The organism is Salinimicrobium terrae DSM 17865, from assembly GCF_000424665.1.
Lineage (GTDB): Bacteria > Bacteroidota > Bacteroidia > Flavobacteriales > Flavobacteriaceae > Salinimicrobium > Salinimicrobium terrae.
Genome location: NZ_KE384222.1, coordinates 311,703 through 326,622 on the forward strand (window position 1 = coordinate 311,703; position 14,920 = coordinate 326,622).

General features: G+C 40.4%; 10 protein-coding genes and 1 pseudogene. 8 read left to right on the top strand and 3 right to left on the bottom strand.

Annotation, left to right across the window (positions count from 1 at the left end; translation table 11 throughout):
- The first annotated feature begins 144 nt into the window (after window positions 1-144).
- The 3 genes and pseudogenes from H148_RS0115935 (at window position 145) to H148_RS18155 (ending at window position 3,479) form a co-directional block, all read left to right on the top strand.
- Complete coding sequence (locus tag H148_RS0115935) at window positions 145-2,700, top strand: adenosylcobalamin-dependent ribonucleoside-diphosphate reductase (protein ID WP_029035685.1); 2,556 nt, start codon at window positions 145-147, stop codon at window positions 2,698-2,700.
- Between the two features lie 189 nt (window positions 2,701-2,889).
- The gene (locus H148_RS0115940; RefSeq protein WP_245583442.1) at window positions 2,890-3,150 is read left to right on the top strand and encodes a ribbon-helix-helix protein, CopG family; all 261 of its coding nucleotides are present in this window, start codon (window positions 2,890-2,892) and stop codon (window positions 3,148-3,150) included.
- Window positions 3,147-3,479: pseudogene (locus H148_RS18155) on the top strand (type II toxin-antitoxin system PemK/MazF family toxin). Before H148_RS0115940 ends, H148_RS18155 begins: the two are co-directional and overlap by 4 nt.
- A gap of 68 nt (window positions 3,480-3,547) precedes the next feature.
- Here H148_RS18155 and kdsA read toward each other — a convergent pair.
- Both kdsA and H148_RS0115955 read right to left on the bottom strand, forming a co-directional pair.
- On the bottom strand, window positions 3,548-4,366 hold the full coding sequence (gene kdsA, locus H148_RS0115950) for a 3-deoxy-8-phosphooctulonate synthase (protein ID WP_029035687.1): 819 nt from the start codon (window positions 4,364-4,366) through the stop codon (window positions 3,548-3,550).
- Between the two features lie 65 nt (window positions 4,367-4,431).
- Window positions 4,432-5,013, bottom strand: coding sequence for a nuclear transport factor 2-like protein (locus tag H148_RS0115955; RefSeq protein WP_037325469.1), 582 nt, complete (start codon window positions 5,011-5,013; stop codon window positions 4,432-4,434).
- A 304-nt stretch (window positions 5,014-5,317) separates the two neighbouring features.
- On the opposite strand from H148_RS0115955, the gene typA reads away from it, so the two are divergent.
- Together typA and H148_RS0115965 are read left to right on the top strand one after the other, a co-directional pair.
- Window positions 5,318-7,117: a translational GTPase TypA gene (gene typA / locus H148_RS0115960; RefSeq protein WP_029035689.1), complete on the top strand. Its 1,800-nt coding sequence runs from the start codon at window positions 5,318-5,320 to the stop codon at window positions 7,115-7,117.
- 99 nt (window positions 7,118-7,216) lie between these two features.
- On the top strand, window positions 7,217-7,462 hold the full coding sequence (locus tag H148_RS0115965) for a hypothetical protein (RefSeq protein WP_029035690.1): 246 nt from the start codon (window positions 7,217-7,219) through the stop codon (window positions 7,460-7,462).
- Between the two features lie 376 nt (window positions 7,463-7,838).
- Here H148_RS0115965 and H148_RS0115970 read toward each other — a convergent pair whose 3' ends face one another.
- Entirely contained in the window at window positions 7,839-8,522 is a 684-nt protein-coding gene (locus H148_RS0115970; RefSeq protein WP_029035691.1) for a cell division ATP-binding protein FtsE, read from the bottom strand.
- A 199-nt stretch (window positions 8,523-8,721) separates the two neighbouring features.
- On the opposite strand from H148_RS0115970, the gene H148_RS0115975 reads away from it, so the two are divergent.
- The 3 genes from H148_RS0115975 to H148_RS0115985 all read left to right on the top strand — a co-directional run bounded on the left by H148_RS0115975 (window position 8,722) and on the right by H148_RS0115985 (window position 14,844).
- Window positions 8,722-11,742: a tetratricopeptide repeat protein gene (locus H148_RS0115975; RefSeq protein WP_029035692.1), complete on the top strand. Its 3,021-nt coding sequence runs from the start codon at window positions 8,722-8,724 to the stop codon at window positions 11,740-11,742.
- A gap of 19 nt (window positions 11,743-11,761) precedes the next feature.
- Complete coding sequence (locus tag H148_RS0115980) at window positions 11,762-13,498, top strand: TonB-dependent receptor (protein WP_029035693.1); 1,737 nt, start codon at window positions 11,762-11,764, stop codon at window positions 13,496-13,498.
- Between the two features lie 212 nt (window positions 13,499-13,710).
- A complete protein-coding gene (locus H148_RS0115985) occupies window positions 13,711-14,844 on the top strand; it encodes a hypothetical protein (RefSeq protein WP_029035694.1) in 1,134 nt (377 codons plus the stop codon).
- The last annotated feature ends 76 nt before the right edge of the window (window positions 14,845-14,920 follow it).

Genomic DNA, 14,920 nt, shown 5'->3' on the forward strand with positions numbered 1-14,920 from the left:
GAAAGCTAATGCCATTTTTCAGAAAAAAAGTTTATTTATTTTTCAACAGTCTTTAGTTAATAACAAAGCCGGGGGTGGTAATTGAAAACTCAGGAATTAAAATAACTTTATCCCTCTTTCAAGTTAAAACAAAAACAAACGGCCATGGTTGAAGAATTATTTAGCACCCAGACTTATACCTACGAAGAGGTACTGCAAGAATGTTTAAAATATTTTAAAAATGACGAGCTTGCAGCTACTACCTGGATAAATAAGTATGCAGTAAAAGACAAAAACGGAAAATTCCTTGAATTAACTCCCGATGATATGCATCGTCGAATGGCAAAACAATTTGCCAGAATGGAGGCAAAATATGCCGATCGTGAGGGGGGAAAAGAGAATCTCTCTCCTTACGGGAAATCCAGAGAGTTCCTGAGTGAAGAAAGAATCTATCAGCTTTTTAAAGATTTTAAGTACAGCATTCCGCAGGGTAGTGTCATGGCGGCCCTTGGAAATGATCAAATGATAGCTTCGCTTTCAAATTGTGTGGTTGTGCCACCGGTTTATGATTCTTATGGCGGAATTTTACATACAGACCAGCAACTGGTGCAATTATTTAAAAGACGTTGTGGAGTAGGTGTGGATCTTTCCGGTCTTCGTCCCAAGAATGCCTTGGTATCCAATTCGGCAGGAACAACAACGGGTGCAGTTTCTTTTATGGAAAGATTCTCCAACACTACCCGTGAAGTTGCTCAAAATGGAAGAAGAGGAGCACTAATGCTTACTATTGATATATCTCATCCTGATGTTGAGGATTTTATTACTATTAAACAGGATCTAAAAAAGGTAACCGGAGCAAATATCTCTCTTAGGCTTACAGATGAATTTATGCAGGCGGTAACAGATGATGCCGATTTTACACTCCGCTGGCCAATCGACAGTCCTAATCCAAAATACACCAAAACCGTTCGTGCAAAAAAGCTATGGGATACTGTGATAAAATGTGCACATAATACTGCAGAACCAGGTTTGATTTTCTGGGATAAGCAGCACACCTACTCAACATCCTCGTTCTACCCGGGCTTTAAAAACAGTTCGACAAATCCATGTTCAGAGATCGCAATGCAGGGAGGTGATTCCTGTCGATTAATTGCAGTGAATCTTTATAACTTTGTAGATAATCCTTTTACTGAAAGCGCTTCTTTTAACCACGACAAATTCTATAAAGTCATTTATGAAACTCAGCGGTTGATGGATGATCTTGTAGATCTGGAATTGGAAGCAGTAGAAAAGATCCTTGCGAAGATAAGTCAGGATGAGGAGCCCGATTTTATTAAGAAAAATGAGATCGACACTTGGAAGTTACTTGCTGAAAATGGTAAAACCGGAAGACGTACCGGTCTTGGCTTTACTGCTCTGGCCGACGCTGTGGCCGCTCTTGGAGTGAAATTCGATACAGATGAAGCTCTTGAAGTGGTGGATAAGATCATGCAAACCAAGCTGAAAGGAGAATTTGACAGTAGTATTGATATGGCGATCACCAGAGAGCCATTTAAGGTATTCGATCCAAAAGTTGAAGAGCAGTCGGATTTTGTTCAAATGATGAAGGACGAATTCCCGGAGCTTTACAGCCGAATGATGGAGCACGGCAGGAGGAATATCTCCATAAGTACTGTTGCACCGACCGGAAGTTTAAGTATGCTCGCGCAGACTTCTTCGGGAATTGAACCTGTTTTCATGTTGTCATACAAGAGAAGAAGAAAAGTAAATGCATCAAGTTCGAAAGGAAAAGTTGCTTTTGTAGATGACACGGGAGATGCTTTTGAAGAATTCACTGTTTATCATCCAAAGGTGAAAACATGGATGGATGCATCAGGAAAAGAAGCTATTGAGCAGAGTCCTTACGCGGGAGCAACTGCTTCCGAAATTAACTGGCAAAAGCGTGTGGAAATGCAGGCGCTTGTCCAAAAATATACCACGCACTCCATAAGTTCTACCATTAACCTTGCAAATGATGTAAGCGAGGAGAAGGTAAGCGATATTTATATTGAATCCTGGAAACAGGGATTAAAAGGAATTACTGTTTATCGTGATGGTTCAAGAAGCGGAATTCTTGTTTCTTCAGATGATAAAGGCAAGAAAGATGTGAGTAAGGAGAGTGTTTTTGCTGAAACCTACGCTCCAAAACGTCCAAAGAAGCTGGAATCAAAGATCATCCGTTTCAATAACGAAAAGGAGAAATGGCTTGCTGTGGTTGGTATCCTGAATGACCGTCCATATGAGATCTTCACCGGAAAAATGGAAGATGTATTTAATCTTCCAACATGGGTTGAGAAGGGATACGTGATCAAAAATCGTGACGAGGATGGTAAATCCAGATATGACTTCCAGTTCTGCGATAAGCATGGATATAAGGTGACTATTGAAGGACTTTCGAGGTCCTTCAATGAAGAGTACTGGAATTATGCGAAGCTAATCTCCGGAGTACTTCGCCACGGAATGCCAATTCCTTATGTAGTTGACCTTATCAACAACCTGAACCTTCTTGACGAAAGCATCAACACCTGGAAAGCAGGAGTTGTTCGTGCCCTGAAGCAATTTGTTCCCGATGGAACTCCTGCTGCCGATAAAGAATGTGGCGAATGTGGTGATCCGGAAGGAATCATTTTCTCTGAAGGTTGCCTGGTTTGTAAAAGCTGTGGCTACTCCAAGTGTGGCTAAAATTTAATTTTGTCCCCCGGTAAATAGAAAACCCCGCTTCTGATAAGGAGCGGGGTTTTTACTATACTGCCTCTGGTTCAATCTTTACAGGATTCCGCTCCTATTACACATTGCTCCTAATTTCTTACTGGTGTTTGCCGCATGAGCAGAAAATTTTTTATTCATAATTTATATTTATGTTTTATATTTATGAAAAGAAAAGCAATGGGAACCTTCACTTCATCTCTACCTCAAGATCTTTTAGAAAAATTGAATTCTGAAGCGAAAAAACTGGGAGTGCCTAAAAACAGACTTATAGAAATGGCTTTACGAATCTACCTGGACCAGTTGAACAGGGCAGAATATGCACGCTCATATTCTAAAGCAGGTAGAGATGAAGAAGTCATGGCTATTGCAGAGGAAGGAATGGCAACCTATTTGGAAGATCTCGAAAATAGTTTAGAAAAATGAAGCAGGGTGAGATCTGGGATGTTTATCTTGATCCTGTCTCAGGAAGTGAACAGGGAGGAAGAAGGCCCTGTGTAATAATAAGCGGCGATCTTCTAAACCAGCATTTACAGGTGGTGATCGTTTGTCCCTTAACTACTAAAATTAAAAGGTACAAAGGGAATCTTATCCTCAAACCAAATATTTAAAATGGTTTGAAAAACGAATCAGAAGTTCTAACTTTTCATGTCAGATCAGTTTCTAAAAAGCGTCTTGACAGGAGAATTGGAAAAATAAGTTCTGAAAAAGTGGATTTTATTAAGAGAGCTTTGACCGATATTTTGAGGTATTAAAAACGGAAACAACAAAGACCTCACAGGTTTTCAAAACCTGTGAGGTCTAATATCAATGATGCGGTAAATTAAAAAGAATTAATCGTCTTTCTTATTGCAGTTAAATTACTAAGTAGCCTTTCCAGGTACTGGATATGTAACATATTGGCGCCGTCACTTTTTGCATTGGCGGGGTCAAAATGGGTTTCGATAAAGATCCCGTCGGCCCCGGTGGCAATTCCGGCGCGGGCGATGGTTTCGATCATGTCGGGCCTTCCCCCGGTGACTCCGCTGCTCTGGTTAGGTTGTTGTAAAGAATGCGTTACATCAAGAACAGTAGGTGCAAACTGCCGCATTGTCGGAATTCCGCGGAAGTCCACAATCATGTCCTGGTAGCCGAACATAGTTCCGCGATCGGTCACCATTACCTGCTCATTATTGCATTCTGTCACCTTTGAAACGGCATGTTTCATGCTTTCGGGACTCATAAACTGGCCTTTCTTTAGATTGACCACCTTTCCGGTTTCGGCGGCGGCCACCACAAGGTCTGTCTGGCGGACTAAAAAAGCTGGAATCTGAAGTACATCTACATATTCCGCCGCCAGTGTGGCATCCTCTCTTTCGTGGATGTCTGTAACTGTAGGAATTTTAAAAGTTTCTGAAACCTTCCGAAGAATTTTTAGTGCTTTTTCATCTCCAATTCCTGTGAAGCTGTCAATTCGACTCCGGTTAGCTTTTTTAAAAGAACCTTTAAATATATAAGGGATCTGTAACTTATCGGTAATTTTTAAAACTGTTTCGGCTATTCGTAAAGCCATATCTTCGCCTTCAATGGCACAGGGGCCGGACAACAAAAAGAAATTGTTCGAATTGACGTGTTTTATCTGTGGTATCTTACTTAATTGCATAAAATAAATTTAATGTAAAGATACCTTTTTTGAAGATTTGTTGCTGACAGAACTTACGAGCCACCTCAATTCTCGATTTTAATTAAACTGTCATCCTGCTCTTCATCAAAAGGTGGCTGAATTTCATAACCCAGGGCTCTGATGATTCTGTTGTTGTCATAGTAAAAATGAGCCTGGCTTACTTTATTTTCCCGAAACTTTAAAGCCACATGATAAGGAAAGCTTATCGTTTCGCCATTTGGATACCTTAAGGTATTTGTGCCCCAGTGCAGGATCCAATTGCCTTCCCGGGGCCCTTCGGGAACAGATATTCCTAACCATACGCCGTCTTTGTCCAACACGGGAGTAGCAATCTCTCTACCTTTGCTCCAGTATGCTATCGTTTTCTCCAGGTTCAAACTATCATAGCTACCCAGGTTATAAAACATGGCATCTACTGCAGAATTTTTCCTTAGAGTTTCCCAGTTCCCTGTTTCATAGGCTTCCACTGTTTCCTTAGCTGTTCGAATTAATTCTTCCTCCTGAGGAAAGTCAAGGCTTGTCCTATCATCCACTTGTGCTGCTACAGGTTGATAAACGGAAAGAACTCCCAAAGCAACAATCCACAGTAACAAGATCTTTTTCTCCATTCTTCTTCTTGATTTCATAGCGCATATTTTAATAATTATTTGTGTGTAACTTTCTGTAAAATAAATACTTAAGTTAATAAATTATGAGCTTAAAAGGAATTTTGTGGTCATAAAATATGACTGGTCTCAGTTTTTCGCGTATGGAGATGGAATTACTTCCTGCAGATTCTAAAGTTTGAAAGACTTCCTGCTTGTGATATATCACAACTTATTGATAGCCAAATTTTTAAGCCAATGATTTAAAATAATTTTATTCAAAGCTATCTGTTTTATATGGGAAAAATAAACGTACCTTTGCAGCCTTTAAAAATCAGGCGTTTATATGACAGCTATTAAGAATATTGCGATTATCGCACACGTTGACCACGGGAAGACTACATTGGTAGACAAGATTATGTATCATTGTCAGCTCTTCAGGGAAAACGAAAATACAGGGGATCTTATCCTTGACAACAATGACCTTGAACGGGAACGGGGAATTACCATTACCTCAAAGAACGTTTCCGTAGTTTACAAAGGAACCAAAATCAATATTATCGATACTCCCGGTCACGCCGACTTTGGAGGAGAAGTGGAAAGAGTTCTTAATATGGCCGATGGTGTGCTGTTATTGGTAGATGCTTTTGAAGGTCCTATGCCACAGACACGTTTTGTTCTTCAAAAAGCTATCGATCTTGGATTGAAGCCTTGTGTGGTAATCAATAAAGTTGACAAAGAAAATTGTACTCCGGAAGAGGTACACGAAAAAGTGTTCGACCTGATGTTTGAACTTGGTGCCGAAGAATGGCAGCTTGATTTTCCTACAGTTTACGGTTCTGCCAAGAATAACTGGATGAGTGACGACTGGAGAAATGAGACTGACAATATTGAGCCTCTCCTGGATATGGTTATCGAGCATATACCTTCTCCTAAAATTGAGGAAGGTTCTCCACAAATGTTAATCACTTCCCTTGACTTTTCTTCCTTCACGGGAAGGATTGCAATTGGCCGCCTTCAACGTGGAACCTTAAAAGAAGGAATGCAGGTTGCGCTTGTGAAAAGAGATGGCACCATAAAAAAGACAAAAATTAAAGAACTACATATTTTCGAAGGTCTTGGCCGTAGAAAAATAGAAGAGGTAAATGCAGGCGATATTTGTGCAATCGTGGGACTGGAAGGTTTTGAGATTGGGGATACAGTTGCCGATCTTGAGAATCCTGAAGGTCTTAAAACAATCGCCATTGATGAACCTACAATGAGCATGTTGTTTACTATTAATGATTCTCCTTTCTTCGGAAAAGATGGAAAGTTTGTTACTTCCAGACACATTAAGGAGCGTCTTATGAAGGAGCTTGAAAAGAATCTTGCACTTAGGGTAGAGGAGACGGACAGTGCCGATAAATTCATGGTGTTTGGACGTGGAGTTCTTCACTTATCTGTACTTATTGAAACTATGCGTCGTGAAGGATACGAACTTCAGATTGGGCAGCCACAGGTGATCATCAAGGAAATTGATGGTGTGAAATGTGAGCCTATTGAAGAGTTGACCATTGATCTTCCCGAAGATGTTTCCGGAAAAGCTGTGGAAATGGTGACCATAAGAAAAGGTGAAATGCTAAGCATGGAAGGAAAAGGGGAAAGGATGACTATCCAGTTCCAGATCCCTTCCCGCGGAATCATAGGGCTTAGAAATCAGTTGCTTACCGCTACTGCGGGAGAAGCAATTATGGCTCACCGTTATAAGGAATATCAGCCGTTAAAAGGTGGAATTCCTGAGAGACAGAACGGTTCCCTGGTTTCCATGGAAAAAGGTAAGGCAATTCCTTATTCTATTGACAAACTTCAGGATAGAGGAAAGTTCTTTGTTGATCCGGGAGAAGATATTTATGAAGGTCAGGTAATTGGAGAGAACTCTCGCCAGGATGATATGGTAGTGAACATTACCAAAACCAAAAAGCTTTCTAACGTTCGTTCTTCGGGAGCAGATGATAAAGCGAAGATCGTTCCGGCTATTAAGTTTTCATTGGAAGAAGCACTGGAATATATTCAGAAAGATGAATATGTGGAGGTAACACCTAAACATATTCGCTTAAGGAAGATCCATCTTACTGAAAATGATAGAAAAAGAAATAAGACACTTTAATTCGGAAACACTTTATAATAGGAGCTGCCAAAAATCGTATTTTTGGCAGCTCTTAATTTTTAACCCTTTTAAAGGACCTTTAAATCTCTATTTATTACTATGGAAATATTAGGAATATCATATATCGAATGGATTGGCTACCTGGCATCTTTCTTTTTGCTGTTATCTTTCTTAATGAGAAATATCACCACCCTTAGATACATCAACAGTCTTGGCTGTCTTCTTTTTGTCGCTTACGGACTACTACTGGGGTCATATCCTATTATTGTTACCAATGCTGCCATTGTTTTGATCAATATTTACTACCTCTTCATTAACCGGAATCCTTCAACTTCTGAAAGTTAAATCTTAGAAGAACCAGATTCGGTATTCCAAGAAATACCTTTCAAAAATGTCATTTTTGAGAAGTATTATTTTGAAAATATTTTAAGGAGGGGAAACGTAATCTTATTGTCAGGCTGAGCTTTTTTCACGACCGGAGGACGTGAAAATATGGTCGAAGCCGTTTCCGAACAATTAATATTTCGGGAAATCAAGCACTTCGACCGTCGCTCCTTGCAGTCGCTGGCTCAGTGTGACATTTGTGATTCTACACTGATCCCCATATGTTTCAGTAAAAAGAAGAAATTTTTCTAACGCAGGAGGGGATTGCTCCGGTCGCTCTATTAAGCTCCATCGCAAAGACGTACAAACTTTGAACTTTAGACTTTGAACACCATCGTCAGACGGTTTTTTGAACCACTTCAAAAACTTTTTGTCCGTCGCATTTAAGGGTTTTGGAAGGGTACTTCAGCAGCAGGGCGTAATCGTGAGTGGCCATTAGAATGGTCTTTCCGTTTTTGCTGATTTGTTGCAGGACTTCCATGACCTCTACAGAAGTCTGAGGATCAAGGTTACCGGTAGGTTCGTCGGCAAGGATGAGTTCAGGGTCATTAAGAAGAGCACGGGCAATGGCAATCCTTTGTTGCTCTCCACCCGAAAGCTGATAAGGATTCTTAAAACCTTTAGTCCCCATTCCTACCTTTTTGAGAACTTCGTCAATTTTGGCATCCATAGATGCTTTTTCTTTCCAGCCTGTAGCCTTTAGAACAAAAAGAAGATTTTCATTGACATTACGATCATTGAGCAGCTTAAAATCCTGAAAAACCACTCCCAGCTTTCGACGTAGAAAAGGAATATCTTTTTCCTTTAATGTACGCAGATCATAATCCACAATCTGGCCTTCGCCTTCGGTCAAAGGAAGATCTCCGTAGAGGGTTTTCATAAAACTACTTTTTCCTGTTCCGGTTTTCCCAATGAGGTAAACAAATTCCCCTTTTTCGATCTCTATATTAACTTCAGAAAGAATAAGCGTCTCCCGTTGATAGATGGCAGCGTCTTTTAAGTGCAGAACAGTATTGGACATGAAAAATCACATTTTTGAGAGGTAAAAGTAAGAAAGAGAACGTAAATATAGCCGCTTGTGTTGCTTTTCTTCTGCTGAAATTTTTCGCAGGAAATTTTAGGTTTCATTTAACGGGAATACATAATTTATCTTACAACATAGGCGTTATTACCTTATAGTTTCTTATATCTTTGAATCATCAACAAAATAAAATCTACGAATGAAACATTGCAAAATCTGCCTTTTTGTTGTTCTGGTTTTCTCTTCGGTATTTGGTTTTTCACAACAATCTGCCATTCAGACAAATGAGCTGGCCGATTATAACCGTGCCCTGGAATTATACAACAATCAGCAATATCTTGCCGCACAAACCTTATTTGATGAAGTACAGGATGAAGTGGATGATGAAAGGATCAAAGCCAATGCCGCTTATTATATTGCCAATGCCGCTATTCGACTAAATCAACCCGGAGCCGATGAGCTCATGGAGGATTTTGTGGAGCGCTATCCTACAAGCACCAAAACCAATGCTGCCTACCTTGATGTAGCCGACTATTACTTTGAAACCGGGAAATATTCTCTTGCCCGTAAATGGTACGACACTGTGGATCAAAGAAACCTGAGTAAAGCCGAGAAGGAGCGGTTCAACTTCAACTATGGTTATGCATATTTCAGAGCAAATCAATATGATGAAGCTAAAGAATATTTGAACAAGGTAAAAGATTCGAATAAATATGGCTCACAGGCAAAGTACTACCTTGGTTTTATGGCTTATGAAGGAGATGATTATGAGCAGGCTAATGAACTTTTTGAAGAGGTAGAGGATACCGAGCGATATGAAGAAGATCTTTTCTACTTCCAGGCCGATATGAATTTTAAGCAGGGAAATTTTGAGAAAGCCATTGAACTTGGACTTGAACAATTACCGCGGGCCGATCGCCGTGATCGTTCGGAACTTAACAAGATCATAGGTGAGAGTTATTTTAACCTTGGTCAATATGAAGAGGCCATTCCATATTTGAAAGAATATAAAGGAGAAAGAGGAAAATGGAACAACACCGATTATTATCAGCTCGGTTACGCATATTTCCAGCAGGGAAATTATGAGGCAGCCATTTCTGAATTCAATAAGATCATAGACGGAAAAAATGCAGTCGCACAAAATGCATATTATCACCTCGCACAATCCTATTTAAAAAATAATAAAAAGCAAGAGGCATTAAATGCATTTAAGAATGCCAGTGAAATGGATTTCAACGAGGAAATCAAGGCCGATGCTGCACTTAATTACGCAAAATTAAGCTACGAGATAGGAAATAGCTATGCGAGCACTCCTCTGGTTTTGATGAACTACCTGGAGAATTATCCTAACTCTCCTGCCAAAGAAGAAATTAATGAGTTGCTCATCAACTCCTTTATTACTTCCAAGAATTATGAGGAAGCAATGCGCCTTCTTAAAGGGAATCGCAACTTTCAAAATAATGTAGTGTACCAGCAGGTAGCATTTTACCGGGGACTTGAACTTTTTGAGGAAGGAAATTATCGTGAAGCCGAAGAATATTTTGATCTTGCTTTAACTGAAAGACGTGATCCACGACTTACTGCTCTGGCAACTTTCTGGAAAGCTGAAAGTGATTTCAATCTCCGGAATTTTGAAGAAGCACTGGTAGGTTACCGTGAATTCGCGGGTATGAGCGGCGCACAGGGAGCTTCAGAAAAAGAAAATCTGGATTATAATATTGGTTATGCCTACTTCAAACAGCGTGAATATGATCGTGCAGTAGAATACTTTAAACGTTATGCCAATGATGCTTCCAAAGATCCCGCGAGAAGAAATGATGCCTTTGTACGGTTGGGAGATAGTTTCTTTGTGAATAGCAGCTACTGGCCTGCCATGGAAGCTTATAATGCCGCTATTGCTCTTAACGGTTCAGAAAATGATTATGCTGCATTTCAGAAGGCAATCAGCTATGGATTTGTACAGCGTAATGAAACTAAAATTCAGGAGTTAACGGAATTCCTTAGGAAATATCCGCGCTCTTCCTATCGTGACGACGCAGCCTATGAGCTTGGAAATACGTATGTAGCGATGAATAATACCAGGCAGGGAATGGAGGCATATAACAGGCTCATAAGAGACGTTCCCGGCAGTACATTTGTACCACAGGCTTTGCTGAAGCAGGGATTGATCTATTACAACAATGACCAGGCGAACCAGGCACTCGAGAAAATGAAGAGAGTAGTGGCCGATTTTCCAAATTCGGCTGAAGCAATTCAGGCAGTAAGTACCGCTCGTCTCATTTATGTAGATCTCGGCAGGACCGATGAATATGCTAATTGGGTAAAAGATCTGGACTTTGTAGAAGTGACTGATGTTGATCTTGACAACACCACTTTTGAAGCGGCCGAAAAGCAGTACCAGAACAATAATACTTCAGCAGCCATAACAGCTCTGGATAAGTACCTTGTAAGATTTCCTAATGGAATTCATGCAGTTCAGGCTCATTTTTACCTTGGACAATTATATTTCCGTGAGGGAGACAGAGAAAGAAGCATTCCGCATTATAAGTATGTTATAGGAAGATCGGCTTCAGAATATCTTGAGCAATCTCTTGCCAGATTATCCGAGGTTTATCTTGAAAATGAAAATTATTCCGCAGCTATTCCGTTGCTGAAACGACTTGAAAATGAAGCATCGTTTGCTCAAAACACCATATTTGCGCAATCGAATCTTATGAAGTCTTACCTGGAAGAGGGTAATTACAGTGAAGCTGTATCCTACGCCGAGAAAGTGCTGGCAAATTCAGATGCCGAAACGAGTGCTAAGAACGATGCTCAGGTGATCATCGCCCGTGCCGCTATGAGAACGGGGAATGAAGATCGTGCAAAAAGAGCCTATGCCGAAGTGCAAAAATCGGCCACAGGAGAACTGGCAGCCGAGGCTTTGTACTATGACGCTTATTTTAAGAATAAAGCAGAGAACTTTCAGGCCTCTAATGATGTGGTACAAAGACTTGCCAGGGATTATTCAGGCTATAAATTGTACGGTGCAAAAGGTCTTGTTTTAATGGCTAAGAACTTCTATGCCTTGGGTGACGCCTATCAGGCCACATATATTTTGGACAACGTGATCAAGAATTTCACACAGTTCCCCGAGGTTGTTGCCGAAGCCAAACAGGAACTGGCCAAAATTAAAGCGCAGGAAGCCCGGACCAATGCTTCTGTAGAAACCAACAATTAAAATACATAAAAGATTTCCCATGAAAATCAACTCGTTAAGTGTAGTTATCATGTTCTTATTTTTTACCGGCTTCTCTTACGCTCAGGATCTTGGGAGCGAGACTGTAGAAGTGGTGAAACCTTATACTCCTACAGTTAGTGATGCCTCCAAAATCAGGGAGACACCAAAAATTTCAGATTCTGTGAATCTTGAAAAAAGACCGGTGCAGTACAGCATTTTTTCTGTGCCCGTCGCCTCCACTTTTGCCCCTGCCAAAGGAAGGGCTACAACCGTGGAGCGGCAAAGACCACCACAATTGTATGACAATTATATAACTCTTGGTTTTGGAACCTACACAAGTGCCCTGGCCGAATTTTACAGCAATATTGAGGTAACACGAACAGATAATTTCGGTATTTTCCTCACTCACAATTCTGCCCAGGGAGGGATCGAAGGAGTTGTATTGGACGATAGCTACTATGATACTGAACTTAACCTGAATTACTCTTCCCGAAATCGAAATCTCATTTGGAATACAGATTTAGGAGTGGAGCACCGGTTATTTAACTGGTATGGATTTGAACCTGCGGTGATTCCGGCAATTTACGAAATAGGTGAGATAGACCCTCAGCACAACTACTACAGCGTATATGCAGGTGGAGAAATTAATTGGGATAAATCCTTTTTTGACAGGGCAGAAGCTAGGTACCGTTATTTTGGAGATGATTTTCAATCTACCGAACATCGCTTTACTTTTAAACCTACCCTGGAATTGCCCATCGCCGGTGAGCTGTTTCACACCAACCTGATATTCGATTATGTAAATGGGACCTTTTCTCCTTACAATTATGGAGACGGGGAAGACTTAACTTATGGTTTTATGAATGTAGGACTAGCTTCGAGCCTGCTCGTACTTCGTGATGATCTCACTTTAAATCTTGGTGCTGCTATCTACTACAGTTATGATTCTGAAAACAGTGACGGCGGTGTCTATGTGTACCCGCAGGTGACTGCCAGTTATCGTGCTGCCGGGGATTATTTTATTGCTTATGCCGGACTTGAAGGGGAGCTGCGCCAGAATTCTTATTATGAATTCACAAAGGAAAATCCATTTCTTTCCCCAGCGGTCGGCGTTACTCCAACAGATCAGCAATATAAAGCTTATGTAGGTGCGAAAGGTAAATTATCAAGTAGTATTGGTTATAACACCCGCTTAAAATATATGACCGAAGATTTTAAACCTCTCTTTGTCTCAAATCCTTCAGATCTTTCCGAACCTGGCGTTAAGCCACCGTACACCTACGGAAATTCTTTTGGAGTTATTTATGATCGGGTAAATACGATTTCTCTATTTGGAGAATTAAATTTTGATGTTAATCGAAAACTTAACCTGCGAATTAACGGAGAATATTTTCTATATGACACCGATGAGCAGGAGGAAGCCTGGAATCTACCTGACTTTAGAGCAAATTTACTGGCAGATTACCAGATCACCGAAAAATGGTTTGCCGGGGCTAATATCTTCGTGGTCGGTGAGCGGAAAGATTACGGCACCTTTGAATATTCTCCGGGAAGTCCTTCTGTAAGAGAAATTGAGACTCTAAATTCCTATATTGACCTCAATGCTAATCTTGGGTACAGGTTTAACGACAGACTTTCAATATTTGCAAAAGGTCATAACCTCCTTGGCGAAAATTATGAAAGATGGATTGATTATCCTGTTTTGGGTCTCCAGGTGATGGCGGGAGCAACCTACAAATTTGACTTCGGAAGATAATGTTCTACAACTCTTTAAAAAGCCGGTTTTTAGCCGGCTTTTTTGTTTAGTATGATGAAGCTTTTTTGTTTTTAATGAATCCTTAACAATTAGATAACATTAAAATTAAACAGAGACTTTACGGAAGTATTTATTTTTGCAGCCCAAAAAAATGAGAAAAAAGAAGATTTATTCACATTTTTTAGCAATTTTTGAACACCTATAAACACGAAATGGCAAAAAATAAATTTAACAGGATAAAAAGGAATCGACCATATTTGAACGTGCTCGATTTTATGGTGCAGGAAAAAACCTTCCTGGCTATAGTTATTATAGGTCTTGTATTGGCTGGTGTCCTTAGCGGCTATGGACAAGCCGGCATGTGGCTCGGTTTCTTTTTCGCTGCTTATGCAACAGTAGCGAATGATAGTATACAGTCGCTGGGAACTTTCATTGAAAGTAACAAGGATCGTAAATGGTGGGTGATGTGGCTGTTTATAGGAGTTATTTTTCTGGCGGTGGTGACCTATAGCTGGATTGAATTTGACGGTGATGTAACCTACCGACGCCTCTTAAGTACAGAAGGCACTACAAAATACCCCCATCCTGAAAATTTCAGCTTTTTCCAAATCATTGCACCGCTGGTGCTTCTGATTCTCACCAGGCTTAAAATGCCGGTTTCCACCACCTTTTTGATCCTGAGTGTTTTTAGTGCCGATACTTCCGGAATTACTTCTGTAGTGTGGAAATCATGGACGGGTTATATTATGGCCTTTGTGCTATCTTTCCTGGTGTGGTATCTTTCTTATAATACTATCAAGAAATATTTTAAGGGTCGAAAATTCAGTCGGAGCTGGAGTGTTGTACAGTGGATAGTGAGTGGAACGTTATGGGGGGTTTGGGTGATGCAGGATGGTGCGAATATAGCTGTTTTCCTGCCCAGACAACTTGACCTCGTTCAATTTCTCATATTCTCATTTACTATTTTTGCAGGGTTAGGGCTTTTATTCTACTTGCGGGGAGATAAGATCCAACAAGTGGTAAGTGAAAAAGCACGAATTTCTGATGTTAGGGCTGCAACTTTGGTGGATGCTACTTATGTGATCCTGTTGATTTATAAACTATTTATTAGTACGGTTCCTATGAGTACTACATGGGTATTCCTCGGGGTTATTGGAGGTAGAGAAATAGCCGTTAGTCTTGCCCGTACCAAAAAAGGCAGGAAGCATCGTAAGAAAGCCGGCAAGATGATCTTCAAAGATTTCTCTTATGCAATGATTGGATTATTTATTTCCATTGCTCTTGCAGCCGGTGCTAACCCCGATATTCGGGAGGCTATTGGTGATGCAATTTCAAGCTGGTTCTAGTTTTATCATTCATAATTCATTTAAATGCGCTCCTGTTTGGGGCGCATTTTCTATTTTTACGACAAATTTGTAGAGA